Raw genomic sequence first — 25,955 nt, forward strand, 5'->3', positions numbered from 1 at the left:
GTTAGGCGACGAGCTTGACGATCTTCTGGGCGGCGTCGGCCATGGTGTCGGCGGACTCGATCTTGAGGCCGGACTCGGCGAGGGTCTTCTTGCCGGCGGCGACGTTGTTGCCCTCGAGGCGGACGACGAGGGGGATGGTGAGGGCGAGCTCGCGGCTGGCGGCGACGACGCCGGTGGCGATCGTATTGCAGTCCATGATGCCGCCGAAGATGTTGACGAGGATGCCCTTCACGTTCGGGTCGGTGAGGATGATCTTGAAGGCGGCCGTGACCTGGTCCTTGGAGGCGCCGCCGCCGACGTCGAGGAAGTTGGCCGGGCTGCCGCCGAAATGCTTGATGATGTCCATCGTGCTCATGGCGAGGCCGGCGCCGTTGACGAGGCAGGCGATGTTGCCGTCGAGGGCGATGTAGGAGAGCGAGTATTTCGAGGCCTCGATTTCCTTGGGGTCCTCCTCGTTGAGGTCGCGGAGGGCGACGAGCTCGGGGTGGCGGAAGAGGGCGTTGTCGTCGAAGGAGACCTTGGCGTCGAGGGCGAGCACCTGGCCGGTCGGCGTGGTGATGAGCGGGTTGACCTCGACCATGGCGGCGTCGGTTTCCCAGAACATGCGGTACAGCGAGGTGATGAGCTTCACCGCGTTCTTGAAATAATCGCCGGAGAGGCCGAGGCGGAAGGCGAGTTCGCGGGCCTGGTAGCCCTGGAGGCCGACGGCCGGGTCGACGATGATCTTGAAAATCTTGTCGGGGGTCTCGTGCGCGACCTTCTCGATCTCGACGCCACCCTCGGTGGAGGCGACGATGACGGGGCGGGAGGAAACGCGGTCAAGCAGGATGGCGAGGTAGTATTCCTTGGTGATGTCGCTGGCCTGGGTGAAGTAGATGGTCTGGACCTTGCGGCCGGCCGGACCGGTCTGGGCGGTCACGAGGGTGTTGTTGAACATGGCCTTCGCGAAGCCGAGGGCGTCGGCCTTGGTCTTGGCGAACTTAACACCGCCCTTGAAGCCGTCGGTGAACGTACCCTTGCCGCGGCCACCGGCGTGGATCTGGGATTTCACGACGACCGGGGCGTCGGGGAGTTGGGCCAGCGCAGGTTCAAATTCGGCGGCGGTGCGGACGGCGACGCCCTTGGGGACGGCGACACCATATTTCTCGAACAATGCCTTGGCCTGATACTCGTGAATATTCATGGAAAGAAAGGCCCGATTTAGCCACAAAGCCGGGGCAATTGACACAAAAAAGATTCCGCAAGTCTTGGCGGATACATGCCGCAGGGCGGGATTGCCTTCCGGACGGGACCGGGCAGGCTGGCGCCCATGCAATCGCATGAGCTGCTCAAGGAAGTGCTGAAAAAGACCAGCGCGAAACAGGTCGCGGCCGACATGGGCCTGTCCCTCTCGCTCATCTACAAGTGGGCCGAGCCCCCGCAGGACGAGACCGGGAGCGGGGCCAACAATCCGCTCGATCGCATCGAGCAACTCCTGCGCATCACCAACGATGCCCGGATTGCGCAGTGGGTCTGTGAGCGCGCCGGCGGCTTTTTCATCACCAATCCCAAGGCCAAGCCACACCCCTACCAGTTGATTCCTTTCACGAACAATATCGTGCAGGAATTCGCCGACATGCTCGGCGTGATTGCCGTGGCGGCGGCGGACAACACCGTGACGAAGGATGAGGCCAAGGCCATCCGGCGCCGCTGGGAGGACCTGAAATCGGTGACGGAGGGATTTGTACACAGTTGTGAGGAAGGAAATTTCCGCGCGCTGCAATCGGGCATTACGAAGTCTGATGCAGCCCGGACCGCGGATTAGCAGATTATCGATCTGATCCGGCTGGTGAGCGGCAGACCGCGCGCATGAGTCGGATTCATCCGCCGGTTTTCTCCTCTGAAAAAATGAGGAGATGAAAACGATTCATGGATCGGCGATGCGGCCATGAATGGAACAAACCCTTTATGACAATGGCGTGACGGAGGGGTGGCAGGGGAGTTGCTAAATTGGGTGTCTGAACCGCTTCACGGCCTCCGGGCCGGCGGAGCGGGGCAAGACAACACAAACCCAGCAATCAAACCTACAGCACTCATGACCAAGCAATCCCTCAGACTCGCGGGTTGGGCCACCGCCCTCCTGTCCCTGGCCGGCACGGCCGCCGCCGACATCAAGTTGAACGAGAACTTCAGTGTCTCGGGCTACGTCAGCGGCACCGCCTTCTACCAGGATGACGATCTCGCCGCCGGCGGCAGCGCCGACGACTCCTTCATGGACGTCGACGCCGTCAAGCTCAGCAGCATCGCCTCCTTCGAGAAGCTCACCGGCACCGTGAGCCTGCATACCTTCAACACATCGGACCTGGTGGTCCTCGATGCCTTCGCGACTTACTCGCTCGACGGCGGCAGCTCCGTCACGGTCGGCAAATTCCTGAGCTACCTCGGTTACGAAGCCTTCGACTACCCGAACATGCTGCAGATCTCGTACGCCAACAACAGCGGCTTCTCGGGTTACATCCCTGCCTACCACTCCGGCGTGCGCTACGACTTCTCGGGCGAGGGCGTCAGCGGCGGTGTTGCCGTGCTGGACTCCGTGAATCCCGGCGCCGGTTACTGGAAGGGTGACGGCGACCTCGACAATGGCGCCGGCTTCGAGGCCTACCTGAAGTTCTCCAAGGGTGACGCCAGCCTCTTCACCGCCATCGCCTACGATGACGGCGCGAACCTGACGAATGACGACCTGTTCACCTTCGATGTGTGGGCCCAGACCAAGGTCAGCGGCGTCACGCTCGCCGCCGAGTACTGCTACTCGCAGCTCAGCGCCCCGGCCGGCGACACCGACGGCTACTTCTGGCTCCTGCTCGCCATGGGCTCGCTCAATGACAAGTGGACCCTCACGGGCCGTCTCAGCGGCGGCGAGGAAGAAGGCGCCGGCGATGCCGAGTACGTCAAGGCCACCATCTCCCCGGCGGTGACGATCACCCCGAACCTCGGCGTGCTCTTCGAATACAGCTATTTCGACTACAAGAACTACTGGAAGGATTCCTCCAGCTTCTTCGCGACCCAGGTCATCTTCAAGTTCTGAGTCGGGCCTGACCGCCCCTGCGCGGAGCCGCGTCCTCGCGCCGCCCGCTGTTTATTCCTCCCCCCGCCGGTGCTCCGTCCCAACCGGAGCCGGCCGGGTCCTTCCACACCCACATTCGATTCCTGTTTCACCATGCTTAAATCATCCCGTTACCTCCTTGCCGCGGGCGCGCTTCTCGCGACCGCCGTTACCCAGGCTGCCGATACCGTCAAGGTCGGCGTCCTCCACTCCCTTTCCGGCACGATGGCGATCAGCGAGACCTCGCTGCGTGACGTCCTGCTCTTCACCTTCGACGAGATCAACGCCAAGGGCGGCGTGCTCGGCAAGAAGATCGAGCCCGTCGTCGTCGACGGTGCCTCGAACTGGCCGCTCTTCGCCGAGAAGGCCACCCAGCTCCTCGAGCAGGACAAGGTCGCTGTGACCTTCGGTTGCTGGACCTCGGTGTCCCGCAAGTCCGTGCTGCCCGTGTTCGAGAAGAACAACGGCCTGCTCTTCTACCCCGTGCAGTACGAGGGCGAAGAGGAGTCGCAGAACGTAGCCTACACCGCCGAGGCCGTCAACCAGCAGGCCACGCCCGCGGTCGACTACTACCTCGCCGAGGGCAAGAAGAAGTTCTACCTGCTCGGTTCCGACTACGTCTATCCGCAGACCACCAACCTCGTGCTCCTCGAGTACCTCCTCTCCAAGGGCGTGCCGATCGAGAACATCGGCGGCGGTTTCCGCAAGGACGAGTCCGGCAAAATCATCTCCGCCGGCAAGTACACGCCCTTCGGCCACACCGACTACCAGCAGATCGTCGCCGAGATCAAGCAGTTCGCCGCCTCCGGGGACGCCTGCGTGATCTCGACCCTGAACGGCGACACCAACGTCCCGTTCTTCAAGGAATACGCCGCCTCCGGCCTCACCGCCGAGACCTGCCCGGTCGTCTCCTTCTCGATCTCCGAGGATGAGTTCCGCGGCCTGCCCGCCGACCAGCTCGTCGGCCAGCTCGGCTGCTGGACCTACTTCCAGTCGATCGATTCCGCCGCCAACAAGAAGTTCGTCGCGGACTTCCAGGCCTGGCTCGCGAAGACCGACGTCCCCGGCATCGTCAAGGAAGGCCGCGTGACCTGCTCCCCGATGGTGCTCAGCTACGTCGGCGTCTACCTGTGGAAGGCCGCGGTCGAGAAGGCCGGCACGTTCGACGTGGACGCCGTGCGCGCCGCGTTCAAGAGCGGACTCTCCTTCGACGGCCCCGGTGGCACCGTCACCTCCCAGCCCAACATGCACGTCACGAAGAACGTCTTCATCGGCGAGACCAAGGCCGACGGCCAGTTCAAGATCGTGAAGTCCTTCGCCAACGTCTACGGCGAGCCCTGGCTGAAGGGTAAGTTCAAGTAAGCACCAAGCACTTTGTTTGTAGGTATTGGACGCGGGGCGGGTATTCATGCCCGCCCCGCTTGCTTGGCATGAATCTAGCAACGCGAATTGCCCCACGCATGAAATTTTTTCACCGCCTGCTGCTGCTCTCCCTCTGCGTTCTCGGGACGAGCCCGCTGGCGGCCGAATCGGCCCGCGCCATCATCGTCAAGGCCGTGCAGGCCAAGGATGCCGCGGAGCAACGCACCCTGATTTCCTCGCTCCTGGGCGAGCCCGACGAGGCCATTCCCGACCTGCTCGTCGCCTGGCGCAGCGACCAGCTTTTCCTCTACCAGGCGCCCGATGGCACCACCGTCCCGGTCCAGCTCACGGGCGACAAGGACGCCGCCGGCGCCCGGGCCGCACTCAAGATCATCGACGGGCAGCCGCTCACCGATGCCGCGGGCCAGCCACTGCGGCTGACTCCTGCCGGCCTGACCGCCGTCGACCACACCAGCGGCCTGCGCCGCGTGATGAAGACCGTGCTCGATCTGCTCGACGTGGTTTCGCCCGATCCCCGCAAGCGCCTGAAGGCTGTGCAGACCATCGCCCTCGCGCAGGATGCCAGCAAGCTGGAGGTCCTCTCCGCCCGCCAGCCGCTCGAAACGGACGCCCAGGTGCTCCGGGCCTTGCGCGAGGCCGTGGCGCTGATCCGGCTGAAGGATCCGAGCGATGAGGTTAAAATCACCGCCCTCGCGGACCTGAAGCTGTTGTCGACTCTATCCAGCACCGACTTCATCCAGCGCGCCTTGAAGGAGGCGGAGGAGAAGAAAAACGCCCCCGTGGCCGCCGCCGCGCGCTCGGCGCTTACTTCCGTCGAGGCGCACCGTTCCACGGTGGATTTTCTGGGCACCCTGTTTCGCGGCGTCAGCCTTGGCAGCATCCTGCTTGTCGGCGCGCTCGGCCTGGCCATCACCTTCGGCCTGATGCGCGTCATCAACATGGCGCACGGCGAGATGATTGCCGTCGGAGCCTACACGACCTACCTCGTGCAAAACATCTTCGGCACGGGCATCACGATCCCGTTTTTCGGTTTCAGCCTGCCGATCCCCGGCCTGGGGCTGACGGGCGCGGCCTACCAATGGTATTTCCTCGCGGCCATCCCGCTCAGTTTCATCGCCGCGGCGCTGGTGGGCATCGGGCTCGAGCGCAGTGTCATTCGTTTTCTCTACCGGCGCCCGCTCGAGAGCCTGCTGGCCACGTGGGGGGTGTCACTCGTGCTGCAACAGGTTTTCCGACTGATGTTCGGCGCCAACAACGTCCAGGTCTCGAGCCCGGTCTACCTCAGCGGCAACTGGACGGTGAACGACGTCTTGCTCGGCTGGAACCGTGTCTTCGTGATCGGCTTCGCGATCCTGATCGTGTTCGGCATGTGGCTGGTGTTGTCGAAGACCTCCCTAGGCCTGCTGATCCGCGCCTCCATGCAGAACCGCACGATGGCCTCCTGCATGGGCGTGCGGACGGAGCGGGTGAATATGCTCACCTTCGGCCTGGGCAGCGGCTTGGCCGGCCTGGCCGGTGCCTTCCTCAGTCAGATCGGCAACGTCGGCCCCTCTCTGGGGCAGAATTACATCATCGACTCCTTCATGGTCGTGGTGGTCGGCGGGGTGGGGAGCATCGCCGGCACGATCATCAGCGCCTTCACCATCGGCGGCCTCGACCAGGTGCTGCAGCAATACCTCCCGCACTGGGCCCCCGGCCTGGCCTGGGTGCCGGGCATCGGCAGCTTCCTCCAGAACCTCGCGCAGGACGCCGCCGTCTTCGGCAAGATCCTCGTGCTGGGCGGCATCATCCTCTTCCTGCAGTGGAAGCCCGCCGGGCTCTTCGTCACCCGCAGCCGCAACCTCGATGAGTAATCCCGTACCCGCTCCCGCCTCCTGGTTCGCGCGCCACCGGCTCGAGTTGAGCGTGGTCACCGGCGTGGCCGTGGTGATGATCGTGCTCTTCCCGCTGCTCCATGCCTACGGGGTCGTGAGCGATTTCACCATCCGGCTCTGGGGCAAATATCTCTGTTATGCGCTGCTCGCGATCTCGGTGAACCTGCTCTGGGGCTCCACCGGCCTGCTCAGCCTCGGCCAGGCCCTCTTCTTCACCCTCGGTGGCTACATGCACGGGATGTACCTCATGCGCATGATCGGCGATCTCGGCCAGTACAAGAAGCCGATTCCGGACTTCCTCGTCTTCCTCGGCTGGGAGCGGCTGCCGGCCTTCTGGGAGCCGTTTGCCAGCTTCCCCTTCGCCCTGACCATGGTCTTTGTCCTGCCGGGCGTCATCGCGTACATCTTCGGCTACCTGGCCTTCCGCTCCCGCATCAAGGGCGTGTATTTTTCGATCCTCACGCAGGCGCTGACCTATGCGGCCTCGATCATGTTTTTCCGCAACAACCTGCTCCTCGGCGGCAACAACGGTTTCACGGATTTCAAGTTCATCCTCGGCTACGACCTGCTGGCCTCGCCCACGCAACGCGGGCTGTACATCGCCACCGCGGTCACCCTGCTGGTGGTTTACCTCTTCTGCCGCTGGCTCAGCCAGACGAAGTTCGGCCTCGTGCAGCAGGCCATCCGCGACGGCGAGAACCGCGTGCTCTTCAGCGGCTACGCGACGGCCCACTACAAGCTCTTCATCTTTGTCCTCGCCGCGCTCATCGCCGCCGTCGGCGGCGCGCTCTACGTGCCCCAGGTCGGCATTATCAACCCGGGCGAGATGCAGGCGGACAAGTCGCTCGAGGCCGTCGTGTGGGTGGCGGTGGGCGGGCGCGGCACGCTGCTCGGTCCGATCGTCGGCGCGGTCAGCATCAACGCCCTGAAGAGCTGGGCCACGCGCGCCTATCCGGACCTCTGGCTGATCATCCTAGGCGGCCTGTTTATCCTCGTCGTGCTTTTTCTGCCCGGTGGGTTGGTCAGCCTGCCCGCCCGCCTGAAGGCGTTCTGGGCGAAATTCCAGACGCCCAAGGGTGACGCTGGGGCGCCGACGCCGGTGCCGAACTCCAAGACCTGACCTGCCATGCCGCACCCGATTCTCACCGTCGAGGATGTCTCCAAGACCTATGATGGCTTCAAGGCCATCTCGAATCTCAATTTCTACCTCTATGACGGGGAGCTGCGGACGGTCATCGGACCCAACGGCGCGGGGAAATCCACCTTCTTCGACCTGATCACCGGCCGGGCCCAGCCCGACAAGGGCAAGATCGAGTTCGGGGCCGATCCCGCGAGCCATCATGACCTCACCCGGCTGAACGAATATGAGATCAACCGGCTCGGCATCAGCCGCAAGTTTCAGACCCCGAGCGTCTACACCGAACACACGGTGTGGGACAACCTCGTGCTCTCCATGAAGGGACCGCGCGGCGTCTTCGCCTCGCTCTTCAAGCGCATGACCTCCACGGAGCACGACCGGCTCGACGAATTGCTCAAGCTGGTCCGGCTCGATGCCAAGCGCGATTGGAAGGCCGGCCTGCTCGCCCACGGCGAGAAACAGTGGCTGGAAATCGGCATGCTCCTCGCGCAAGAACCCAAGCTGCTCCTCGTGGACGAGCCGGCCGCCGGGATGACCGATGAGGAGACGCACCGCACGGGCGAGTTGCTGATCAGCCTCTCCGGCAAGCACAGCATCATCGTGGTCGAACACGACATGGCCTTCGTCAAGCAGATCGCCCGCGACGGCAACGTCACCGTGCTCCACCAGGGCACCGTCCTCTGCGAGGGCAAGTTCGACGAGGTCCAGTCCAACCAGAAGGTCCGCGAGGTCTACCTCGGCCGCGGCAAACACGGAACGAGATGAAAACAGTCCAGTATATCTTCAGAGACACAGGGGCAGGGAGAAATTCATCCGAGCCATTTGCTTCTCTGTATCTCGGTGCCCCGGTGCTGCAATCATGAGTGCCTTGCTTCAACTCTCATCGGTCGAAACCTACATCGGGGGTTCGCGCATTCTCCGCGGGGTCGATTTGGAGATGAATCCCGGCGAGGTCGTCGCCCTGATGGGGCGCAACGGGGTGGGGAAGACCACCACGCTGCGCTCGATCACCGGGGTGTTGTCGGTGCGCTCGGGCTCGATCCTGTTCGACGGCAAACCGATCGAGAAACTCTCCATCGACGTCCGCGCCCGGGCCGGCATCGGCTACGTGCCGCAGGGGCGCGACATTTTTCCGCACATGACCGTGGAGGAGAATCTACACATCGGCCTCGTGGTGCATGGGCGCAAGGGCGCCGACGCCAAGGCGGCGCTCGAGCGGGTGTATGATCTGTTCCCGGTCCTCAAGGACATGCTCAAGCGCAAGGGCGGCGTCCTATCCGGAGGCCAGCAGCAGCAGCTGGCCATCGGCCGCGCCCTCCTCACGAACCCCAAGCTGCTGATCCTCGATGAGCCGACCGAGGGCATCCAGCCCTCCATCATCGACCAGATCGGCGACACGCTGAAGAAGCTCAAGGCGCCCGCCGCGCCCGCTGCCGTCATCGACCAGGCGTCCAAGGACGTGGCCGAGATCACCTCGGCGGTCAAAAAGCTCAAGGAGACCCACGCCCTGGCCATCCTGCTCGTGGAGCAATACGTGGATTTCTGCCGGGAGGTGGCCGACCGCTTTTATGCCATGGACCGCGGCGTGGTCGTGGTCTCAGGTCCCATCGCCAGCTTGACCGACGAGGTCGTTAAAGAGCATCTTCAGGTCTGACCCGCCGCCCATGCACCTCACCCCCCGCGAACGCGAAAAGCTCCTGATTGTCACCGCGGCCGACTTGGCCCGCCGCCGCCAGGCCCGCGGCCTCAAGCTCAATTATCCCGAGTCCATCGCGATCATCACCTACGAGATCATCGAGGGCGCGCGTGACGGCAAGTCGGTGGCCGAGCTCATGAGCTACGGGACCACCATCCTCAAGGCCAGTGATGTCATGGAAGGCGTGGGTTCCATGATCCACGACGTGCAGGTCGAGGCCACTTTCCCTGACGGCACGAAGCTGGTCACGGTCCACAATCCCATCCGTTGAAGCCATGATTCCCGGCGAGATCATCACCGCGCCCGACGCGCCCGCTTTCGACGCCAATACCGGACTGAAGACCCTGGTGCTCGACATCACCAACACCGGGGACCGGCCGATTCAGGTCGGCTCCCACTACCATTTCTTCGAGACCAACGAGGCGCTGACCTTTGACCGGCCCGCGGCCCGGGGTTTTCGCCTTAACATCCCGGCCGGGACCGCCGTGCGCTTCGAGGCCGGCGACACCAAGCGCGTCGAGCTCGTCGCCCTGGCCGGTCTGCGCGAGGTCTATGGCCTGCAGGCCAAGATCAACGGCAAGCTGGACGCCAAGCCCAAGGCCAAGGCGAAGGCCAAACCCGCCAAGAAACGGAAGTAACTGCCATGCCCCTGAAACTTTCCCGCCGCCAATATGCCGAGATGTTCGGCCCCACCGTCGGCGACCGCGTGCGCCTCGCCGACACCGACCTGTTTGTGCAGGTGGAGCGCGACCTCATCGCCGAGGGCGGCGGTTACGGCAACGAGATCAAGTTCGGCGGCGGCAAGGTCATCCGGGACGGGATGGGCCAGTCCTCCACCGCGACCGACGCCGAGTCCCTCGACCTCGTCATCACCAACGCCACGATCCTCGATCCCATCCTCGGCGTCATCAAGGCGGACATCGGCATCAAGCACGGTCTGATCGTCGGCATCGGCCACGCGGGCAATCCCGGCATCCAGAGCGGCCTGGGTTCGATTTTCGTTGATCCGCGCACGAAGAAGAAAAACCCGATGATCGTCGGCGCCGGCACCGAGGTCATCGCGGGCGAGGGGAGTATCATCACGGCCGGCGGCATCGACACGCACATCCATTTCATCTGCCCGCAGCAGATCGACGAGGCCATCAGCGCCGGCATCACCACCATGCTCGGCGGCGGCACCGGCCCGGCGCACGGCACCTTTGCCACGACCTGCACGCCCGGCATCTGGAACATCCACCGCATGCTCGAGGCCGCCGAGGCCTACCCGATGAACCTCGGTTTCATGGGCAAGGGCAACTGCGGCACCGCCGCCCCGCTGAAGGAGCAGATCCTCGCCGGGGCCATCGGCCTGAAGCTCCACGAGGATTGGGGCACGACCCCGGGCGCGATCGACACCTGTCTCGGCGTGGCGGACGAGCTGGACGTCCAGGTGGCCATCCACACCGATACGCTCAACGAGTCGGGTTACGTGGATGATACGATCAAGGCCTTCAAGGGCCGCACGATCCACACCTTCCACTCGGAGGGGGCCGGCGGCGGTCACGCCCCGGATATCATTCGCGTCTGCAGCGAGCCCAACGTCCTGCCGTCCTCAACTAATCCGACCCGTCCCTTCACGGTCAACACGATCGACGAGCACCTCGACATGCTCATGGTGTGCCACCACCTCGACGCCAAGATCCCCGAGGATGTCGCCTTCGCCGAGTCCCGCATCCGCCCGGAGACCATCGCCGCCGAGGACCGCCTGCACGATTTGGGTGCGATCTCGATGATGTCGTCCGACTCGCAGGCTATGGGTCGCATTGGCGAGGTCATCATTCGCACCTGGCAGACCGCCCACAAGATGAAGCAGCAGTTCGGCGCGCTCTCCGGCAAGTTGCACCCCGCCGCCGACAATTTCCGCGCCCTGCGTTATCTGGCGAAGTACACGATCAACCCCGCCATCGCCCACGGTATCTCGCACATCGTCGGTTCGCTCGAGGTCGGCAAGCTGGCCGATCTCGTGATTTTCAAACCGGCGCTGTTCGGCGTGAAGCCCGAGGTGGTGCTCAAGGGCGGATTCATCGCCTGGGCCAACATGGGTGATCCAAATGCGTCGATCCCCACGCCGCAGCCGACGTTCTACCGTCCGCAATTCGGCGCCGCGGGCAAGGCCCTCACCTCAACCAGCCTCACTTTCGTCAGCGCCGCCTCGCTCCGCAGCAAGATCGGTCCGAAGCAACTCGGCCTCGCCCGGCGCCTGGAACCGGTGAAGTCCTGCCGGAAGGTGGGGAAGAAGGACATGGTGCTCAACGACGCCATGCCGAAAATCGAGGTCGATCCCGAGACCTACACGGTCAAGGCCGACGGCGTCCACCTGACCTGCGAACCCGCCAAGGTGCTGCCGATGGCGCAGCGGTATTTCCTGTTCTGAGGTAACAGCGGCTAGCCAGTCGGGGCCGTCGTGAGTTTCAGCCCGATGATCGAGATGATCAGCAGGCCGAGGAAGAACGTGCGCGCCGGCGTCATGGTTTCACCCAGGAATAAGACGGCGACCAAGGCGGTGCCGGCTGCACCGATGCCGACCCAGACGGCGTAGGCGGTCCCGACGGGCAGCTGTTTCACCGCCAGACTGAGGAGGAACATGCTGCCGGCCAGCGTCGTGATGAAGAACAGCGTGGGCCAGGCGCGGGTGAAACCGGCCGTCGCCTTGAGGCTGCTCGCCCAGCAGACTTCGAGCAGGCCGGCGACGATGAGGATGAGCCACGAATTCATGGGGGTGGAAGGGTTGAGGGTGAATGCCTGAACCCATACGAAGGACCAAGCCCGGCCGGGTGTCGAGCTGCCGGAGCGGCGCAGGTCGGGCTTGCGTGTCTGGCACGGGGGAAGCTTTGATCCGTCCCTCCATGCTGCAGCTGATCCACGCGCCGATAATCGAACCTGACGCCAGCCTGGGTGAGTTCCTGCTCGCCGTGGAGCGCATCACCCTGGCCAAGCGGATCTGGCGGGGCACGGCGGCGGATGGACAGGAATTTGGTTTTGAACTCGAGCGGGCGCTGCAACCCGGCGACACCTTCTGGCAGACGGCCGCGGCGCGGTATGTGGTGCAGCAGATTCCGGAGCCCGTGCTGGAAGTATCGCTGGACGTGGCGCCCTCGGCGGCGGCCGGAATCGGCTGGGCGGTGGGCAACCTGCATCTGGAGCTGCAGGCGGAGCCCGCACGGCTGCTGGCGCCGGATGAACCGGCGGTGCGGCAGTTGTTTGAGCGTCTGAAGGTGCCATTCAAACCGACGACCGCGATTTTCCGCCCGGGGCGATTTGCCCGGGGCGCGGCTTCCACCCATGAACTCGGACCGAGCCACAAGCATTGAAAAAAACGCGCCCGGAGGTCGCGTTCCACCTACGGGGAAACGCGTTCGTGGCACGGCGGTGGAGCGCGTTGCCCCCAACGCGCTGGGCACGCCCGAAGCGCCTTGGGGGCAAGGCGCTCCACCTGATGGGGCCTGGATCGTGGGCCTGTTGCAGGCCGGGGATTCGTTTTATCCGACGGGGAGCTATGCGCACTCGTTCGGGCTGGAGGGGCTGGTGCAGGAAGGTGTGGTCCATGATCGCGCGACGTTGAAGGCATTTTTCGAACTCTCGACACTGCCGGCGTTGCGGCAGGCGGAGTTGCCGCTGGCGGCGCAGGCGTGGCGGGCTCTGGGTGAAGGGGATTGGGCCACGCTGGGGGAGCTTTGTGTGCTTTCGTCGGCGTTGAAGACGGCCAAGGAGGCGCGGCTGGCCTCCGACAACATCGGGCGGCAACGCACCGAGTTGATGGCGACATTGAGGCAGCACCCGCTGGCCGTGGAATTCATGCGGCGCGCGGCCGCAGAGGGGTGGCCCTATTCGGCGGCCGTGGCGTCGGCCTTGGAAGGACGAGTGCTCGGGGCGCCGCTGCCGGCGGTGCTGGGCGGAATTTATTATGCGACAGTGGCCTCGCTGCTCTCGGCGGCGATGAAGCTCCTGCGTCTCGGCCAGAATGCGAGCCAGTCGCTGCTGACCGAGACCCTGGCCGCGGCGCCGGGGATCATCGCGGCGGCGCAGCAGGTGCCGCGCGCAGAGATCGGCTGGTTCAACCCCTGGCTCGACATCGCCGCGGCGCGGCATGAGCGGGCGGACTCGCGGATGTTTATCTCCTGAATATAGGCCCTATAGGTCCCATAGGGCCTATGAGGCACAATATCCAAACCCTCACTTAATTCACGCACTTCCATGAAACGCCCTCCAAGAATCGGCATCGGTGGTCCGGTGGGTTCCGGCAAGACGATGCTTTGTCTCAAACTCTGCCAGCAGATGCGCCAGCGCTGGTCCATGGCGGTTGTCACCAATGACATCTACTGCTCCGAGGACGCGAAGTTCCTCATCCAGCACAGCGCGCTGCCGGCGGAGCGCATCGCCGGCGTCGAGACCGGCGGTTGTCCACACACGGCGATCCGCGACGACACCACCATGAATGAACAGGCCTGCCGGACGCTGGAGGCGACGTTTCCTGATTTGCAGCTTCTGCTGGTAGAGAGCGGCGGGGACAACCTCACGGCGACCTTTTCGCCGGAATTGGTGGATGCCTTCATCTATGTCATCGATGTCGCCGAGGGGGACAAGATCCCGCGCAAGGGCGGACCGGCGATCCGGTTCAGTGATTTGCTCATCATCAACAAAATTGACCTGGCCCCGCTGGTCGGCGCCGACCTCGGCGTGATGGACCGGGATGCGAAGATCCAGCGCGGGGCACGGCCATTCCTGTTTTGCGATTTGAAGCGGGAGCACAACCTGGCTGCGGTGATCGAGTGGATCGAGCGGTCGGTGCTGTTCGGCCAGAAAGCCAAGGCCAAGGCGTGATTGGCCACAAAAAGCACAATAAGCGCAAAAAATGAAACAGCCTGAATCATGAACCGGCCGTTTCATTCAGCTTTCGTGATTTTTGCGCTTTTTGTGGCGACCCGCTGATTGCTCATGGCGATATTTTCCGGACATCTTCGAATCGAGGCGGCGGCCCGCGCGGGCGGAAAGACCGCGCTGGCGGCGCAGTCGTTCCGGGCGCCGTATCATCTGAGCAAACCCTATTGGGATGCGGAGGCGGAGACCTTGCTGGTGCAGGTGGTGAATCCCACGGCGGGCATCCTCGAGGGCGATTCGCTGGAGTCGGCCATCACGGTGGGGCCGGGCGCGGCGGTGCTGGTGACCACGCCGAGTGCGAGCCGGGTGTTCAAGATGCGGGACGGGTCGGCGGTGTGCCGGCAGGCCGTCACCGTGGCCCAGGGCGGCTGGCTGGAGGTGCTGCCCGAGCCATTGGTGCCGCACCGGGGCTGTCGCTACCGCCAGACCACGCAGGCCGCGGTGGAGCCGGGCGGCGGGCTTTTCCTGGTCGACCTCTTGATGCCGGGGCGGATCGCGCACCGCGATGAGGCGTGGGTGTGGGAACGCTTGAATTTGGAAACCGAGGTGCGGCTGGGTGGGGAGCTGATCCTGCGGGAGCGCCTGGACATGGGCGGCGCGGAATTGAAGGCCCTGGCGGCCCTGAGCGGTTCCGGACCGAAGGCCTGTTTTGGCAACGCGGTGTTGATCGCGGAGGGTGCGGCCACCTGGCTCCCGGAGGTGGCGGGCCTGCATGGGGACGGGGTCTGGCTGGGCGTGAGCGCCCTGCGGCGCGGCGGCTGGAGCATCAAGTTCGTGGCCCGCGACAGCATCCGGCTGCGGGCGACGCTGAAGCGACTGCGGGAGGTCCTGGCGGGGTTTTATCCGCGGATGGCGTGTGATCCGCGGAAATTGTAGGGCGGGATTTCCAAATCCCGCCTTGGGTCTAATATGATGCCGCGCCCGAGGCGGGGTTCGGCGACCCCGCCCTACAAAGTGCGGTCAGTCGCGTTTGACGCGCACGGAGCGGGCAGCGGGACGGCCCTTGACGAGGCGGCGGACGCCCCAGGCGGCGGCGACCAGGAGGGAGATGCAGGCGATCGTGGCGAGAGGGTTGGCCGTGAGGTGGCCGAAATCCCAGACGAAATCATGGTCCCCATCATGGCCCGGATGCGCCTGGGCGACGGCCGGGAGCAGAAGGGCGGCGGCGAGCAGGACGGAGGGGAGGCGGAGGGTTTTCATGGGTGGGAAAAAGCAGATTGCGGGCCAAATTTCAAATCGCGGGGGCGGGGAGATGCTTCTGGAGGAAGGCGGCCTGGAGGGCGGTCAGTTCCTGCAGGCCGGACTTGGCGAGGGCGAGGAGGGTTTCGAGCTGCTCGTGGGAGAAGGTGGATTCCTCGCCGCTGCTTTGGACCTCAACGAACTGGCCGCGGCCGGTCATGACGACGTTGGCGTCAACCTCGGCGTCCTTGTCCTCAAGGTAGTTGAGATCGAGCAGGGCCTCGCCCTTGAAGAGGCCGACGCTGACGGCGGCGACGGAATCGACGAGCGGGTTCTCGGCGATTTTGCGGGCGTCGAGGAGCTTCTGGATGGCGAGGCGGGCGGCGAGGTAGGCGCCGGTGATGGAGGCGGTGCGGGTGCCGCCGTCGGCCTGGAGGACATCGCAGTCGATCCAGAGGGTGTGTTCGCCGAGCTTCTGGAGGTCGAGCACGGCGCGGAGGGAGCGGCCGATGAGGCGCTGGATCTCGACGGTGCGGCCGTCGATGCGGCCCTTGGCAATGTCGCGGGGCTTCCGGTCGAGGGTGCTGTAGGGCAGCATCGAGTATTCGGCGGTGAGCCAGCCGCCCTTGACGCCCTGCTGTTTCATCCAGGACGGGACCTTGGACTCGATGGTGGCGGCGCAGATGACGCGGGTCGAACCGAAGCCGATCAAGACGGAGCCGGAGGCGTAGGGGGCGATGCCGGGCTCAAGCGTGAGCGGGCGGAGTTGGGCGGCGAGGCGTTGGTCAGAGCGGAGGGCGGACATGAAAATCAGGGACGCTCGCCGTCGGTCTCGTCGGACTCGACCTCATCGGGGAAGGGGGAGGCGGAGGCGACCTTATGGCTGGTGGTGCCGGCGGCGGCCTGCTCGGCCATGTGGGCGATGAGACGCTCGTTGAAGGTGCGGGCGGGGTCGTGGCCCATGATCTTGAGGGCCTGCACAAGGGCGGCGACCTCGACGAGCCGGGCGATGTCGCGGCCGGGCCGGACGTAGAACTCGATGTGCGGGACCTTTACGCCGAGGATGTTGTAGTAGTTCTCCTCGAGGCCGGTGCGTTCCTCGATGACATCGGCCGACCACTCGCGCAGGGAGACCACAAGGTCGATGCGCTTGTCGAGGCGGATGCTCTTCACGCCGAACATTTCGGCGATGTTGATGATGCCGATGCCGCGGCACTCCATGTAGCCGCGGTTGAGGGGGCGGGAACTGGCGAGGAGCTCGCGCTCGTCCATCAGGCGGATGCAAGTGAGGTCGTCGGCCACGAGGGAGTGGCCGCGCTCGATGAGGGCCAGGGCGCACTCGGACTTGCCGATGCCGGAGTCGCCGCGGATCATCACGCCGATGCCCTTCACGTCGAGCATGGTGGCGTGCTCGGTGGTGGTGGGCGCGAACTCGTTGTCGATGCACAGCGTCGCGGCGTTCACGAAGTTCATCGTGATGAGCGGCGTGCGGAAGATCGGGAGGTTCATCTCCTCCGACACGGCGAGCATGGGGTGGGTGGCCGTGTAGTTGCGGGTGAGGATGATGGCGGGGATGCCGCGCTTGGTCATCTCGCCGAAGATCTCGATTTGTTGGCGCTGGTTGATCGTCTTGAGGTAGGTCATCTCGGCGGCGCCGAAGACCTGGATGCGCTTGTTCGCGAAATATTTGAAGAACCCCGTGAGGGCGAGGGCGGGGCGGTTGATCGAGCCCTCGCGGATGAGGCGGTGGAGGCCGCTGGCGCCGTTGAGCAACTCGAGTTGCAGCTTGTCCCGGTAGGTCTCGAAGAAATGCGCTACGGTGATGCCGTTGATGGCTTTGGCGGGCATGGGGGCGGGGAAGCGATCGGCTTCAGGCGTTAAGCTATAGGCAAGAGTCTGTGGGGCGGAAGCTTAAAGCTTGCGGGTGGGGTCAGGGCCGGGGTCAGAGGTTGAAATCCTTGCCGAGGTAGATCTCGCGGGCCTGGGGGTCGTTGATGAGGAAGTCGTGGGTGCCCTCGGTCATGACCTGGCCCTTGTTGATGATGTAGCCGCGGTCGACGATGCGGAGGGTTTCGCGGACGTTGTGGTCGGTGATCAGCACGCCGATGCCGCGCTGCTTCAGGTCGAGGATGATCTTCTGGACCTCGGCGACGGAGATGGGGTCCACGCCGGCGAAGGGTTCGTCCATGAGGAGGAACTTCGGCCGGGTGACGAGGGCGCGGGCGATCTCGAGCCGGCGGCGTTCGCCGCCGGAGAGGGTGTAGGCCTTTTGCTTCGCGAGGTGGCTGAGGCTGAGTTCCTCGAGGTGGTGCTGGACCAAGGCGGGGCGGTCGGCGGCGGACACGCGCAGGGTCTCGACGATGGCGAGGATGTTCTCGGCGACGGTGAGCTTGCGGAAGATGGAGGCTTCCTGCGGGAGGTAGCCGACGCCGAGGCGGGCGCGGCGGTGCATGCGCAGGTCGGTGGCGTCCGTGTCACCGATGAAGACGTGCCCGGAGGTGGCCGGGACGAGGCCGACCACCATGTAGAACGTGGTGGTCTTGCCGGCGCCGTTGGGGCCGAGGAGGCCGACGACCTCGCCGGCGCGGATGCGGAGGTTGACCCCGTTGACGACGGAGCGGGTGCCGTAGGTTTTGACCAGGCCTTCCGTGCGGATTTCGGTGGCGGTTTCGATGCTCACGGTTGCGCGGGGGGCGGGGTGGCCGGGGCGGGCTCGTTGGCGGGGGCCAGTTTCTTGTCCAGGTCCACGCCGAGATCCTTGATGGGCGGGCCGGTGAACCGGGCGTTCTTGCCCCGGATCTGGCGTTCGCCGCGGAGCATCTCGAGTTCGTCGCCGGTCCAGGTCCAGTTGACGGAGCGGTCGACGACGACGGGCTGGCCGGTGAGGATGATCTTGTTGTCGCCGGGCAGCACCTCGGCGCGGCCGCAGGCGGCCTCGCGGTCGCCCTGGATGATGCGGACGTTGCCGGTGGCGACCATGGACTTGAAGCCCTCGATCTTGCCGATGGTGGCGGTGGGATCGGCCTTGCGCAGGGCGATGATCTCAAGCCGGTCGCAGGAGAGGCGGAGATTGGTGGCGGTCACGACCACGCGGCCGGTGAAGACGGAGGTGGTCTCGGTGTCGGCGCTGCGCCAGTCGAACTGCTCGCTCTCGATGACAGTGTTGGCGGGCTCGACCGACTGGGCGGGGAGCCGCGCGGCGAGCAGGCCGAGGCAGAGGAGGGCGGGAAGCGTTTTCATTGGAGGATATCCTTCAGCTGGGTGTGGAGGACTACGCGCACGTTCCGGGTGATGGAAACTCTTTTCGCGGCGTGATCGTAGGTCCACTGGCTGCCGGAGGCCTCGAAACGGTCGTTGATGATCCGGATCGAATCCTCGCCGCTGACCAGGCGATCGCCGAGCCGGATCCGCGCGGACGGGCTGAGGATGAGGGTCTCGACCTTGTCGTCGGCGTCACCGGTGAAGATCGTGAGGTTGAGCTCACTCAAGTCCACGAGGCCCTCGGCGGCGTAGCGGGCCTCGGAGCCGCGCACCAGCCAGGAGCGGTGGCCCTCGGGGGTGAAGTCGGGGAGGCGGAAATTGATGATCGGTTTGTCCGTGGCGAGCCGCGTGGTGGAGGCGGAGAGCGCGCCGGCGGCGAGCAGGGCCAGGAGAAGGAGGCGGGAAAACGGGGGCATGACGGCCTTAGGGACCCCGGGAAGCGAGGATATGTTCACACACTTCGCGGACGGCGCCGAGGCCGGCGGCGCGGCGCGGGACGAGGTCGGCGACCTTCAGCGCGGCCGGCATGGAGCCCGAGGGGGCGACCCCGATGCCGGCCCAGTTGATGGCGGGGGCGTCGATGTCGTCGTCGCCCATGTAACAGACCTGGCTCGCGGCGAGGCCGAGCTGGCTGGCGAGTTCCTGCAGGGCCATGAGTTTGTCGGTGCGGCCTTGGATGACATGGGGCACTTTGAGCTCGGCCGCGCGGGCGGAGGTTGCCTCAGAGGGACGGCCGGAAATCCACGCGACGGCGAGGCCGGCCTTGTGGAGGCGGACGAGGCCCATGCCATCGAGGATGGAAAACTGTTTGGACTCGGTGCCGTCGGAGTGGATCTCAACCGTGCCGTCGGTCAGCACGCCATCCACATCCATCGCGAAGAGGCGGATGGCGGCCCAGCGGGCGGGGGAGACGCGGGATTTCGTGCGGGGGGATTTGGCCACGGGTGGAGGTGTGCGGGAGGTTGCCGGGTATTTCCGCCTGCGGGAATCCTAAAGCGCGGAAATCGGGGGGGCGATGGTTGAGGTGTGGGAGGGGCTTTATGCCCCGACTTGGCCCGCGAGCTGTCGGGGCATAAAGACCCTCCCACAGTCGAGCCGAGACTGGCTCGGGTTTGCGGGTTAGGCGTGACTTCAGGATTCGGCAGCCAGGAACCCGGCGGCGAGCTGCAGATCCCCCTCCGTCAACTGGTGGCCCGTGTCGAGCCAGTGGAGATCGACCGACGCACCGGCGCGGCGGAACATCTCAGCGAGGCGCGGGGGATGGTCCACGGGCACGATGGGGTCGTGACGGCCGGAGAGCAGGCTGATCCGCTTGCCGGTGAGATCGGGCAGCTGCTTTGGCTCGAGCACGACCATCGGGCGCAGGAGGACGGCGGCGGTGAGCGATTCCGGGCGGAGCAACAGGAGCGAGGCGGCGATGTTGGCGCCGTTCGAGTAGCCGAGCGCGGCCAAGCGGTTGGGATCGAAGCCGTATTCGCGAGCGGCGGCGGCGACGAAGTCGGCGAGGGCCTGGGTCCGTTGGGCGACATCCTTCAGGTCGAACACGCCCTCGGCGAAGCGGCGGAAGAAACGCGGCATGCCGTGTTCGCTGACGTCGCCGCGCGGGCTGAGCAGGGGCGAGCCGGGGGCCAGCTGACGGCCGAGCGGGAGGAGGTCGTTTTCATTGCCGCCGGTGCCGTGGAGGAGGAGCAAGGGCGGGGCCTTGGCGCCGTCGCCCGGCTCAAAGCGGTGGAGGTAGGAGAGGGAGGACATGGTGGTTGGGTGTTCACGTGGGCCAGTCTGCGGGCGGGCGCTGATGGCGCGAGCAAGCTGGCTGGCCCACGGGAAGGGCTCAGGAGAGTTTCGGCAGGGAGGCTTCGATCTCGGCGCGGTGGGGCTCGAGGTGCGGCGGCAGGGATAGTTTCGTGCCGAGGGTCTCGACGGGTTCGTCGATGGCGAAGCCGGGTTGGTCGGTCGCGATCTCGAAGAGCACTCCGCCTGGTTCGCGGTAGTAGATGGATTTGAAGTAGGCGCGGTCGATCACCGGGCTGACCGACAGGGCGCCCTCGAGCAGCGTCTGGCGGGCGGCGACTTGGGAGGCGTCGTCGGGGGTGCGGAAGGCGACGTGGTGGATCGTGCCGGCGCCGTTCAGGCCGCGGGGGATGGCGGGGTCGGTGAGCAGGTCCACGTAGGTACCCGGACCGCCTTCGGCGATGGTGTAGCGGGCGCGGTGGCCGGCTTGCGTCTGCAGACGGTAGCCCATCTGCGCCTCGAGGACGTGCACGGTCGCGCTGGTCTCGGCGAGGGCGAGGGTGGAACTGTGGAACCCACGGATCGCGTGTTCGGCCGGAATTTCGGTCGAGGGGGTGGGCGGACGCGGATCGGCCTCGGTGCTGGCGACGAGTTCGAGGCGCAGGCCGTCGTGATCCTGAAACGGCAGGACCTGATCATTGAAGCGGGTCTCAACCGGGTAGGTCGTGACCTTCAGCCGCGCGAGACGCTCCTGCCAAAACGGCAGGGAGGTGGCGGGCACGGAGAAGGCGGTCGCGTAGGCCTGGCCGCGACCGGGGCGTCCGCGAGGCAGGCCGGCCCAGGGGAAGAAGGTGAGGGCGGTCCCGGGGGCGCCGCTGTAATTGCCGTAGTAGAGATGATAGGTGCCGGTGTCGTCCTGGTTGACGGACTTTTTGACGAACCGCAGACCGAGGACCTGGGTGTAGAAGTGCACGTTGCGCTTCACGTCAGAGGAGATGGCGGTGATATGATGGAGACCAGTGAGGTTGGATTTCATGGCGATTATGGTTTGATGTTAAAGTATAGGCTAAAACGAAATCAGGCTTGGCGGCCGATCTTCTTGCAGAGGCGGCCAAGGTCGGAGAGTTCGGTGGAGGAGAGGGTGGCCATCTCACGGGTGACGTTGGCGACGACCTTGGGGAAGAGGGCGGTGATGAAGGTCTGGCCCTTGGGGGTGAGCTTCACGACCACGAAGCGGCGGTCGGCGGGATCGCGCTCGCGCAGGACGTAGCCAGCCTTCTCCAGGTTGTCCACGACGAGGGTGAGGTTGCCCCCGCTCTTGAGCAGTTTCTCGGCTAGTTCGCTCTGGCAGAGGGGGCCGATGTGGTGGAGGGATTCGAGGACGCCGAACTGGGTGATGGTAAGCTCGGGGGGCAGGACGGCGTGGACCCGGGCAGAGACGGACTCGGCCGCGCGCTGAAGCTTGATGAAAGCGTTCAGGGCGTTGATCTCATCGATCGGGCCGCGGTGTCTTGTTCCCATAGGACAGACAGTCCACTATATTGCTACAATGTCAAATCATTCCTTTAAGCGACTGACTAAATGAAGCTTAAGTCGTTGCCATTGTGAGGTCACTGCCCGCGGCGACCACTCGGCTTAGGTCGGCGCAAGCACCGACCGCTCAGCAGCGAATACCGTGAAAACCTGCGATGCTGGGTCTCAGGCGTCGATCTTGTTGATCCGGGCGAGGTGGCGGCCGCCTTCGAACTCGGTGGCGAGCCAGACTTTGACGATCTTGAAGGCTTCCTCCTCGGTGATGGTGCGCTGGCCGAGGGAGAGGCAGTTGCCGTCGTTGTGGGAGCGGTTCCAGATCGCGACCTGTTCGTTCCAGCAGAGACCGCAGCGCACGCCTTTCACGCGGTTGGCCACGATGGCCTCGCCGTTGCCGGAGCCGCCGAGCACGATACCGCGCTCCACCTCACCGCGGGAGACGGCCAGGGCGACGGGGCGGATGTAATCCGGATAGTCGCAGGGGGCGTCGGAATTCGTGCCGCAATCCCGGACGGTGTGGCCCTCGGCCAGGAGCAGGGCCTTGATCTTCTCCTTGTAGGCGTAACCGGCGTGGTCGGATCCGATGGCGATGGTGAACTTTTTCATGGGGATGGTGCGTCGCGAATGAACCCGGGCGGCTTGCGGCTGTCGAGACTTGGATCACTGTTCTGAGTCACAAAACCATGCCTGCCCTGCGTATCATTTCTGTCTCCGGTTTCATGATTGCCGCGGTCGTTTTCGCGGCGGGCTGCGCGTCCTCGACGCCGCAATCCCGCATCGATGCCAACCGGGGGGCCTATGCCGAATATCCCCCGGAGGTGCGCCGCTTCATCCGCGAGGGTCGGGTGGATGTCGGGTTCACCGCCGAGATGGCGGAGATGGCGCTGGGTCGGCCGGGCCGGAAGCTCAGCCGGCAGGAAGCGGACAACGAGACCTCGGAAATCTGGATCTATTATCGCAACCGCCCGCGCGTTAGCGTGGGCATGGCGGTGGGCAGCGGCGGATACACGGGCTCCAGCACCGGCATCAGCATGAGCACGACCCCGGATCCCGACATGGAGTCCATGCGGCTGATTCTGCAGGATGGGCACGTTACGGCGATCGAGACGGTGACGCGGTGAGGGGGCTTGTAGGGCGGGGTCGCCGAACCCCGCCTTCGATCACTATATTGCAACCGAACCATGGCGGGGTTCGGCGACCCCGCCCTACAGCTTATTCCGCCTCAATCACGCGGAGGAACGCGGCGGTGTCCGAGAAATCGGGGAAGAGCGCGGTGGGGGCGTGGGCGGCGAGTTGCTCGAGGGAGAACGTGCCGGTGGCCACAGCGATGGTGCGGGCGCCGATGACCTTGCCGCAGGCGATGTCATGCGGGGTGTCGCCGATGATGAAGGTGTTCTCCGGCGTGAAATCCACGGCGTGGTGTTCCCGGGCGCGGCGCAGGGCGTGCGGGCCGAGGTCGTTGCGGCGCGGGCTGTCGTCGGCGAAGGCGCCGAATTCGAAATAATGCCAGACCTGATGGTGAGTGAGCTTGAGCTCGGCGCCGCGGCGCAGGTTGCCGGTGAGCAGGCCCTGGGCGATGTCATTGCGGTGATGGATGGTTTCCAGGAGATCCAGCACGCCGGGGAGCACGACCCCAGGTTGGCCGTGGGCCAGTTCCAGGGGCAACTGCGCGAGGTAGGCCTCGAGATAATCGTGGGCGTTCTGCGGCGTGTCCGGCAGCCCGACGTGGCGGAAGACCTCGCCGGTGATCCAGCTGTCGGTGCGGCCGGCCCAGTCGATCGAGCCGAGGTCGACGGTCACGCCGAAGCGTTTGGTCAGCGCCTTCTCCATGGCGCGGACGCCGGCGCCGTGTGATTTGATGAGCGTGCCGTCGATGTCCCAGAGCAGGAGTTTTTTCACGGAGAGCAGGAGACCACGAAACACCCGAAAGACACGAAAAAAGGTGGGGAAACGAGGCGCCGATGGTTGCAGGGGGAAAGTTTGGCTCGAATCAGTCAGCTAAAGTGTTTTCTTCGCGGTTCATGACGATTGCCGAAGCCGCCCGGATTCTGGAAGTGTCCATCGATTCCACCCCGGTGCAGATTGAGGTGCGGTTCCAGCAGCTGCGGACCGCGCTCGAGGACCGGATCGCCAAGGCGCCAACGCCTGGCCTGAAGGCGAAATACCGGGAATCGCTCGACGAGATCACGGCCGCCTTCGAGATACTCACGCTCGCTGCAGATACTTCAGCGCTGCCCGTGCTGAAGAAGGAGTCCGGCGGGAAGCTGGAGGCGGGAGGGCCCGCAGCAAAGGGAGCCGCCTGGGCTGGAGCCGCGGCGATACCGACGGGCGGTTCCGGTAGCCAGTCCCATGCCCCCAGTCACTCGTCCGCGCGGAAGTCGAGCGGACGCGAGTTCCTGATTGTGGTCGTGATCGCCGTGATCGTGCTCGGGGCGGGCGGTTGGTGGGTCATGAAGACCCGCGCCGAGAATGTGGAAATGACGCGGATGGCGGCGGAGGCGAGGGACGCGGCAGAAGCTAGAGTGGCCGCGGAGAAGCGGCAGGCCGAAGAAGTCCGGCTGGTGGCCGAGGCGCAACGGAAGACTGAGGCAGAGGAGAAGGCGCGGGCGACCGCCGCGGCCCAGACCGAGCAGGAGAGGGTCGGCAAGCTGCAGGTTTCCCTGCAGGCGGAATTGGCTGAAATACGCACTCTCTGGGAGATCTTCGAGCGGACAGAGCGTGACGCGGAGAAGGCGGCGAGTGAGGCGAAGAGTGACCTCCGGAGCCTGCGCGACGCCCCGGTGGGCCGTCTGCGTCAGGCGGAACTTCGGGCGGAGTCGACCGCAGACTACGCCCGCTGGCTGGCTGACCGGTTAATGCGGCATCCAGCCCGTACGATCCGGGCACGGGCCGAGCAGTTGGTCTCAGCCAAGGCGGTGGACGAAGCCCTGCCGCTGGTGGAAGCAATCAAGCGCGAACTGGCCAAGCTCGACGATGAGCTCCGGAGTGAGCAAGAACGGCAGCTGACGCTCACAGGGTCGTTACAGCTGGCGTCCAATCCGACCGGCCTGGCTTGGAGCCTAGTCGATGCTTTTGGGCGAAGTCACACTGGGATCACCCCCGCTCGGGTAACCGATCTCGGACTGGGCTTGGCGCGCGTCACCTTCCGCCGGTCCGGCTGGCCGGAGCAAACGCTCACGGCGGAAATAACACGCGGACGAGAGGCCGGCCTCACGGTTGCATTTGAGTCGGGATCACTCCGGCTAGAAAGTGAGCCTGCGAGTGCAGAAGTGCTGAGCGACGGCCTGCTGCTAGGCAAAACCCCTTTAGTCTTAAATGAGGTGCGAACGGGGATTCTCGAACTAAACCTCCGTCTAAAGGGGTATGTGACTAAAACCATTCGGGGTGAGGTACACTCCGGAGAGCGGCTGCTTTTAAAAGAAGTTTTGGCCAGAGTCCCGCGGCCGGTGGAAGGTCAAGCCTTCGTGATTCCTGGTTTGGAACTTACGATTCTCCCGGTGGCTGCAGGCACCTATTTGATGGGTGCAGCCAAGGGTGGAAGTGAGGATGAGAGGCCGGTCACGCGCGTCACCATCAGTCGCCCCTTTTGGCTGGGACGCACGGAGGTGACGCAGGCCCAATGGCGCGCAATTATGGGCAGCAATCCGAGTTTCTTCAAAGGCGACGATCTTCCGGTGGAACAAATAAGCTGGGACGAGGCGATGGAGTTTTGCCGCAAGCTGACAGATCGGGAACAAGCGGCGGACCGACTGCCCGATGGCTTTGCCTACACGCTGCCGATGGAGGCGCAATGGGAGTATGCGGGGCGCGCGGGCATGACGGGGGGTGACATGGGCAATCTCAATGAGATTGCATGGTATTCAGCCAACACTACTCAGACGCAATCTGCCGGTCAGAAGCGAGCCAACGCCTGGGGCTTTTGCGACATGCTTGGCAATGTGATGGAATGGACATGGGGTGAACCCTACGCTTACCCGGGCGGCAGTGTGACCGACCCCATGGGGAATCCTTCGGGCACGATTCGCGTCACCCGTGGCGCAACATGGAGGGCCGATCCCGTCAACTGCCGCTACAGCTTGCGATTTCCCTTACCGCGTGATTACCGCGGCAGTGGAATCGGCTTCCGCATCGCCCTCAGTTCCATTCAGAGATAGACGTGGCCTT

At 64.9% G+C, this 25,955-nt stretch carries 30 protein-coding genes; 16 read left to right on the top strand and 14 right to left on the bottom strand.

Features of this window, described 5'->3' with window-relative positions; all coding sequences use genetic code 11:
• Window position 1 precedes the first annotated feature (1 nt).
• On the bottom strand, window positions 2–1,183 hold the full coding sequence (gene sucC, locus Verru16B_RS11515) for an ADP-forming succinate--CoA ligase subunit beta (protein ID WP_069962420.1): 1,182 nt from the start codon (window positions 1,181–1,183) through the stop codon (window positions 2–4).
• A 126-nt stretch (window positions 1,184–1,309) separates the two neighbouring features.
• Here sucC and Verru16B_RS11520 point away from each other — a divergent pair, with 126 nt between their 5' ends.
• From Verru16B_RS11520 to ureC, 10 genes are all read left to right on the top strand, one after another.
• Entirely contained in the window at window positions 1,310–1,804 is a 495-nt protein-coding gene (locus Verru16B_RS11520) for a phage regulatory CII family protein (protein WP_069962421.1), read from the top strand.
• 270 nt (window positions 1,805–2,074) lie between these two features.
• Window positions 2,075–3,064, top strand: coding sequence for an outer membrane beta-barrel protein (locus Verru16B_RS11525; RefSeq protein ID WP_069962422.1), 990 nt, complete (start codon window positions 2,075–2,077; stop codon window positions 3,062–3,064).
• A 132-nt stretch (window positions 3,065–3,196) separates the two neighbouring features.
• The gene (gene urtA / locus Verru16B_RS11530; protein ID WP_069962423.1) at window positions 3,197–4,444 is read left to right on the top strand and encodes an urea ABC transporter substrate-binding protein; all 1,248 of its coding nucleotides are present in this window, start codon (window positions 3,197–3,199) and stop codon (window positions 4,442–4,444) included.
• A gap of 98 nt (window positions 4,445–4,542) precedes the next feature.
• The gene (urtB, locus tag Verru16B_RS11535; RefSeq protein ID WP_069962424.1) at window positions 4,543–6,318 is read left to right on the top strand and encodes an urea ABC transporter permease subunit UrtB; all 1,776 of its coding nucleotides are present in this window, start codon (window positions 4,543–4,545) and stop codon (window positions 6,316–6,318) included.
• Window positions 6,311–7,459: an urea ABC transporter permease subunit UrtC gene (gene urtC, locus Verru16B_RS11540; protein WP_083270301.1), complete on the top strand. Its 1,149-nt coding sequence runs from the start codon at window positions 6,311–6,313 to the stop codon at window positions 7,457–7,459. Before urtB ends, urtC begins: the two co-directional genes overlap by 8 nt.
• Before the next feature lie 6 nt (window positions 7,460–7,465).
• Window positions 7,466–8,242 (top strand): urea ABC transporter ATP-binding protein UrtD, encoded by a 777-nt coding sequence (gene urtD / locus Verru16B_RS11545; RefSeq protein ID WP_069962425.1) that lies wholly within the window; start codon window positions 7,466–7,468, stop codon window positions 8,240–8,242.
• A 94-nt stretch (window positions 8,243–8,336) separates the two neighbouring features.
• The gene (locus Verru16B_RS11550; protein WP_069962426.1) at window positions 8,337–9,131 is read left to right on the top strand and encodes an ABC transporter ATP-binding protein; all 795 of its coding nucleotides are present in this window, start codon (window positions 8,337–8,339) and stop codon (window positions 9,129–9,131) included.
• A gap of 10 nt (window positions 9,132–9,141) precedes the next feature.
• Complete coding sequence (locus Verru16B_RS11555; protein ID WP_069962427.1) at window positions 9,142–9,444, top strand: urease subunit gamma; 303 nt, start codon at window positions 9,142–9,144, stop codon at window positions 9,442–9,444.
• Between the two features lie 4 nt (window positions 9,445–9,448).
• Window positions 9,449–9,811: an urease subunit beta gene (locus Verru16B_RS11560; protein WP_069962428.1), complete on the top strand. Its 363-nt coding sequence runs from the start codon at window positions 9,449–9,451 to the stop codon at window positions 9,809–9,811.
• A 5-nt stretch (window positions 9,812–9,816) separates the two neighbouring features.
• On the top strand, window positions 9,817–11,586 hold the full coding sequence (gene ureC, locus Verru16B_RS11565) for an urease subunit alpha (protein WP_069962429.1): 1,770 nt from the start codon (window positions 9,817–9,819) through the stop codon (window positions 11,584–11,586).
• A gap of 11 nt (window positions 11,587–11,597) precedes the next feature.
• On the opposite strand, the gene Verru16B_RS11570 is transcribed toward ureC, so the two are convergent.
• Window positions 11,598–11,927 (bottom strand): DMT family transporter, encoded by a 330-nt coding sequence (locus Verru16B_RS11570; protein ID WP_069962430.1) that lies wholly within the window; start codon window positions 11,925–11,927, stop codon window positions 11,598–11,600.
• A 131-nt stretch (window positions 11,928–12,058) separates the two neighbouring features.
• Here Verru16B_RS11570 and Verru16B_RS11575 point away from each other — a divergent pair, with 131 nt between their 5' ends.
• The 4 genes from Verru16B_RS11575 (at window position 12,059) to Verru16B_RS11590 (ending at window position 14,966) form a co-directional block, all read left to right on the top strand.
• Complete coding sequence (locus Verru16B_RS11575) at window positions 12,059–12,523, top strand: urease accessory protein UreE (protein WP_069962431.1); 465 nt, start codon at window positions 12,059–12,061, stop codon at window positions 12,521–12,523.
• Window positions 12,524–12,662: 139 nt separating this feature from the next.
• Window positions 12,663–13,334 (top strand): urease accessory protein UreF, encoded by a 672-nt coding sequence (locus tag Verru16B_RS11580; protein WP_237023401.1) that lies wholly within the window; start codon window positions 12,663–12,665, stop codon window positions 13,332–13,334.
• A 72-nt stretch (window positions 13,335–13,406) separates the two neighbouring features.
• Window positions 13,407–14,033, top strand: a complete 627-nt coding sequence (gene ureG, locus Verru16B_RS11585) for an urease accessory protein UreG (protein ID WP_069962432.1) — start codon at window positions 13,407–13,409, stop codon at window positions 14,031–14,033.
• A 114-nt stretch (window positions 14,034–14,147) separates the two neighbouring features.
• Window positions 14,148–14,966 (top strand): urease accessory protein UreD, encoded by an 819-nt coding sequence (locus tag Verru16B_RS11590; protein WP_237023402.1) that lies wholly within the window; start codon window positions 14,148–14,150, stop codon window positions 14,964–14,966.
• An 84-nt stretch (window positions 14,967–15,050) separates the two neighbouring features.
• Here the strand turns inward: Verru16B_RS11590 and Verru16B_RS11595 are convergent, their stop codons facing one another.
• The 11 genes from Verru16B_RS11595 to rpiB all read right to left on the bottom strand — a co-directional run bounded on the left by Verru16B_RS11595 (window position 15,051) and on the right by rpiB (window position 22,397).
• Entirely contained in the window at window positions 15,051–15,290 is a 240-nt protein-coding gene (locus Verru16B_RS11595) for a hypothetical protein (protein WP_069962433.1), read from the bottom strand.
• 31 nt (window positions 15,291–15,321) lie between these two features.
• Window positions 15,322–16,074 carry a ribonuclease PH gene (rph, locus tag Verru16B_RS11600; protein WP_069962434.1) on the bottom strand — a complete coding sequence of 251 codons (753 nt, stop codon included), beginning with the start codon at window positions 16,072–16,074 and terminating at the stop codon, window positions 15,322–15,324.
• Between the two features lie 5 nt (window positions 16,075–16,079).
• Window positions 16,080–17,117: an HPr(Ser) kinase/phosphatase gene (gene hprK, locus Verru16B_RS11605; RefSeq protein ID WP_083270303.1), complete on the bottom strand. Its 1,038-nt coding sequence runs from the start codon at window positions 17,115–17,117 to the stop codon at window positions 16,080–16,082.
• Window positions 17,118–17,211: 94 nt separating this feature from the next.
• A complete protein-coding gene (gene lptB / locus Verru16B_RS11610) occupies window positions 17,212–17,949 on the bottom strand; it encodes an LPS export ABC transporter ATP-binding protein (RefSeq protein WP_069962435.1) in 738 nt (245 codons plus the stop codon).
• Window positions 17,946–18,509 carry an LptA/OstA family protein gene (locus Verru16B_RS11615; RefSeq protein WP_069962436.1) on the bottom strand — a complete coding sequence of 188 codons (564 nt, stop codon included), beginning with the start codon at window positions 18,507–18,509 and terminating at the stop codon, window positions 17,946–17,948. Before Verru16B_RS11615 ends, lptB begins: the two co-directional genes overlap by 4 nt.
• Window positions 18,506–18,946, bottom strand: a complete 441-nt coding sequence (gene lptC, locus Verru16B_RS11620) for an LPS export ABC transporter periplasmic protein LptC (RefSeq protein WP_069962437.1) — start codon at window positions 18,944–18,946, stop codon at window positions 18,506–18,508. The genes Verru16B_RS11615 and lptC overlap by 4 nt, the downstream gene beginning before the upstream one ends.
• 7 nt (window positions 18,947–18,953) lie before the next feature.
• Window positions 18,954–19,472, bottom strand: coding sequence for a KdsC family phosphatase (locus Verru16B_RS11625; RefSeq protein WP_237023403.1), 519 nt, complete (start codon window positions 19,470–19,472; stop codon window positions 18,954–18,956).
• Window positions 19,473–19,661: 189 nt separating this feature from the next.
• A complete protein-coding gene (locus Verru16B_RS11630) occupies window positions 19,662–20,282 on the bottom strand; it encodes an alpha/beta hydrolase (RefSeq protein WP_069962438.1) in 621 nt (206 codons plus the stop codon).
• A 79-nt stretch (window positions 20,283–20,361) separates the two neighbouring features.
• Window positions 20,362–21,297 carry a ring-cleaving dioxygenase gene (locus Verru16B_RS11635; protein ID WP_069962439.1) on the bottom strand — a complete coding sequence of 312 codons (936 nt, stop codon included), beginning with the start codon at window positions 21,295–21,297 and terminating at the stop codon, window positions 20,362–20,364.
• Between the two features lie 41 nt (window positions 21,298–21,338).
• A complete protein-coding gene (locus Verru16B_RS11640; RefSeq protein ID WP_069962440.1) occupies window positions 21,339–21,782 on the bottom strand; it encodes a MarR family winged helix-turn-helix transcriptional regulator in 444 nt (147 codons plus the stop codon).
• Window positions 21,783–21,959: 177 nt separating this feature from the next.
• On the bottom strand, window positions 21,960–22,397 hold the full coding sequence (gene rpiB, locus Verru16B_RS11645; RefSeq protein ID WP_069962441.1) for a ribose 5-phosphate isomerase B: 438 nt from the start codon (window positions 22,395–22,397) through the stop codon (window positions 21,960–21,962).
• Window positions 22,398–22,474: 77 nt separating this feature from the next.
• Between rpiB and Verru16B_RS11650 the strand changes: the two genes are divergently transcribed.
• A complete protein-coding gene (locus tag Verru16B_RS11650; protein ID WP_069962442.1) occupies window positions 22,475–22,912 on the top strand; it encodes a hypothetical protein in 438 nt (145 codons plus the stop codon).
• Between the two features lie 91 nt (window positions 22,913–23,003).
• On the opposite strand, the gene Verru16B_RS11655 is transcribed toward Verru16B_RS11650, so the two are convergent.
• A complete protein-coding gene (locus tag Verru16B_RS11655; RefSeq protein WP_069963723.1) occupies window positions 23,004–23,690 on the bottom strand; it encodes an HAD family hydrolase in 687 nt (228 codons plus the stop codon).
• 122 nt (window positions 23,691–23,812) lie between these two features.
• On the opposite strand from Verru16B_RS11655, the gene Verru16B_RS11660 reads away from it, so the two are divergent.
• Window positions 23,813–25,945: an SUMF1/EgtB/PvdO family nonheme iron enzyme gene (locus Verru16B_RS11660; RefSeq protein ID WP_069962443.1), complete on the top strand. Its 2,133-nt coding sequence runs from the start codon at window positions 23,813–23,815 to the stop codon at window positions 25,943–25,945.
• The last annotated feature ends 10 nt before the right edge of the window (window positions 25,946–25,955 follow it).

The organism is Lacunisphaera limnophila, assembly GCF_001746835.1.
In the GTDB taxonomy this organism is placed as follows: Bacteria; Verrucomicrobiota; Verrucomicrobiia; order Opitutales; family Opitutaceae; genus Lacunisphaera; species Lacunisphaera limnophila.

What these genes read in the sequence shown, in the direction of transcription:
- sucC (WP_069962420.1), bottom strand. Translation starts at nt 1,183, where the DNA reads ATGAATATTCACGAGTATCAGGCCAAGGCATTGTTCGAGAAATATGGT.
- Verru16B_RS11520 (WP_069962421.1), top strand. Translation starts at nt 1,310, where the DNA reads ATGCAATCGCATGAGCTGCTCAAGGAAGTGCTGAAAAAGACCAGCGCG.
- Verru16B_RS11525 (WP_069962422.1), top strand. Translation starts at nt 2,075, where the DNA reads ATGACCAAGCAATCCCTCAGACTCGCGGGTTGGGCCACCGCCCTCCTG.
- urtA (WP_069962423.1), top strand. Translation starts at nt 3,197, where the DNA reads ATGCTTAAATCATCCCGTTACCTCCTTGCCGCGGGCGCGCTTCTCGCG.
- urtB (WP_069962424.1), top strand. Translation starts at nt 4,543, where the DNA reads ATGAAATTTTTTCACCGCCTGCTGCTGCTCTCCCTCTGCGTTCTCGGG.
- urtC (WP_083270301.1), top strand. Translation starts at nt 6,311, where the DNA reads ATGAGTAATCCCGTACCCGCTCCCGCCTCCTGGTTCGCGCGCCACCGG.
- urtD (WP_069962425.1), top strand. Translation starts at nt 7,466, where the DNA reads ATGCCGCACCCGATTCTCACCGTCGAGGATGTCTCCAAGACCTATGAT.
- Verru16B_RS11550 (WP_069962426.1), top strand. Translation starts at nt 8,337, where the DNA reads ATGAGTGCCTTGCTTCAACTCTCATCGGTCGAAACCTACATCGGGGGT.
- Verru16B_RS11555 (WP_069962427.1), top strand. Translation starts at nt 9,142, where the DNA reads ATGCACCTCACCCCCCGCGAACGCGAAAAGCTCCTGATTGTCACCGCG.
- Verru16B_RS11560 (WP_069962428.1), top strand. Translation starts at nt 9,449, where the DNA reads ATGATTCCCGGCGAGATCATCACCGCGCCCGACGCGCCCGCTTTCGAC.
- ureC (WP_069962429.1), top strand. Translation starts at nt 9,817, where the DNA reads ATGCCCCTGAAACTTTCCCGCCGCCAATATGCCGAGATGTTCGGCCCC.
- Verru16B_RS11570 (WP_069962430.1), bottom strand. Translation starts at nt 11,927, where the DNA reads ATGAATTCGTGGCTCATCCTCATCGTCGCCGGCCTGCTCGAAGTCTGC.
- Verru16B_RS11575 (WP_069962431.1), top strand. Translation starts at nt 12,059, where the DNA reads ATGCTGCAGCTGATCCACGCGCCGATAATCGAACCTGACGCCAGCCTG.
- ureG (WP_069962432.1), top strand. Translation starts at nt 13,407, where the DNA reads ATGAAACGCCCTCCAAGAATCGGCATCGGTGGTCCGGTGGGTTCCGGC.
- Verru16B_RS11590 (WP_237023402.1), top strand. Translation starts at nt 14,148, where the DNA reads ATGGCGATATTTTCCGGACATCTTCGAATCGAGGCGGCGGCCCGCGCG.
- Verru16B_RS11595 (WP_069962433.1), bottom strand. Translation starts at nt 15,290, where the DNA reads ATGAAAACCCTCCGCCTCCCCTCCGTCCTGCTCGCCGCCGCCCTTCTG.
- rph (WP_069962434.1), bottom strand. Translation starts at nt 16,074, where the DNA reads ATGTCCGCCCTCCGCTCTGACCAACGCCTCGCCGCCCAACTCCGCCCG.
- hprK (WP_083270303.1), bottom strand. Translation starts at nt 17,117, where the DNA reads ATGCCCGCCAAAGCCATCAACGGCATCACCGTAGCGCATTTCTTCGAG.
- Verru16B_RS11615 (WP_069962436.1), bottom strand. Translation starts at nt 18,509, where the DNA reads ATGAAAACGCTTCCCGCCCTCCTCTGCCTCGGCCTGCTCGCCGCGCGG.
- lptC (WP_069962437.1), bottom strand. Translation starts at nt 18,946, where the DNA reads ATGCCCCCGTTTTCCCGCCTCCTTCTCCTGGCCCTGCTCGCCGCCGGC.
- Verru16B_RS11630 (WP_069962438.1), bottom strand. Translation starts at nt 20,282, where the DNA reads ATGTCCTCCCTCTCCTACCTCCACCGCTTTGAGCCGGGCGACGGCGCC.
- Verru16B_RS11635 (WP_069962439.1), bottom strand. Translation starts at nt 21,297, where the DNA reads ATGAAATCCAACCTCACTGGTCTCCATCATATCACCGCCATCTCCTCT.
- Verru16B_RS11640 (WP_069962440.1), bottom strand. Translation starts at nt 21,782, where the DNA reads ATGGGAACAAGACACCGCGGCCCGATCGATGAGATCAACGCCCTGAAC.
- rpiB (WP_069962441.1), bottom strand. Translation starts at nt 22,397, where the DNA reads ATGAAAAAGTTCACCATCGCCATCGGATCCGACCACGCCGGTTACGCC.
- Verru16B_RS11650 (WP_069962442.1), top strand. Translation starts at nt 22,475, where the DNA reads ATGCCTGCCCTGCGTATCATTTCTGTCTCCGGTTTCATGATTGCCGCG.
- Verru16B_RS11660 (WP_069962443.1), top strand. Translation starts at nt 23,813, where the DNA reads ATGACGATTGCCGAAGCCGCCCGGATTCTGGAAGTGTCCATCGATTCC.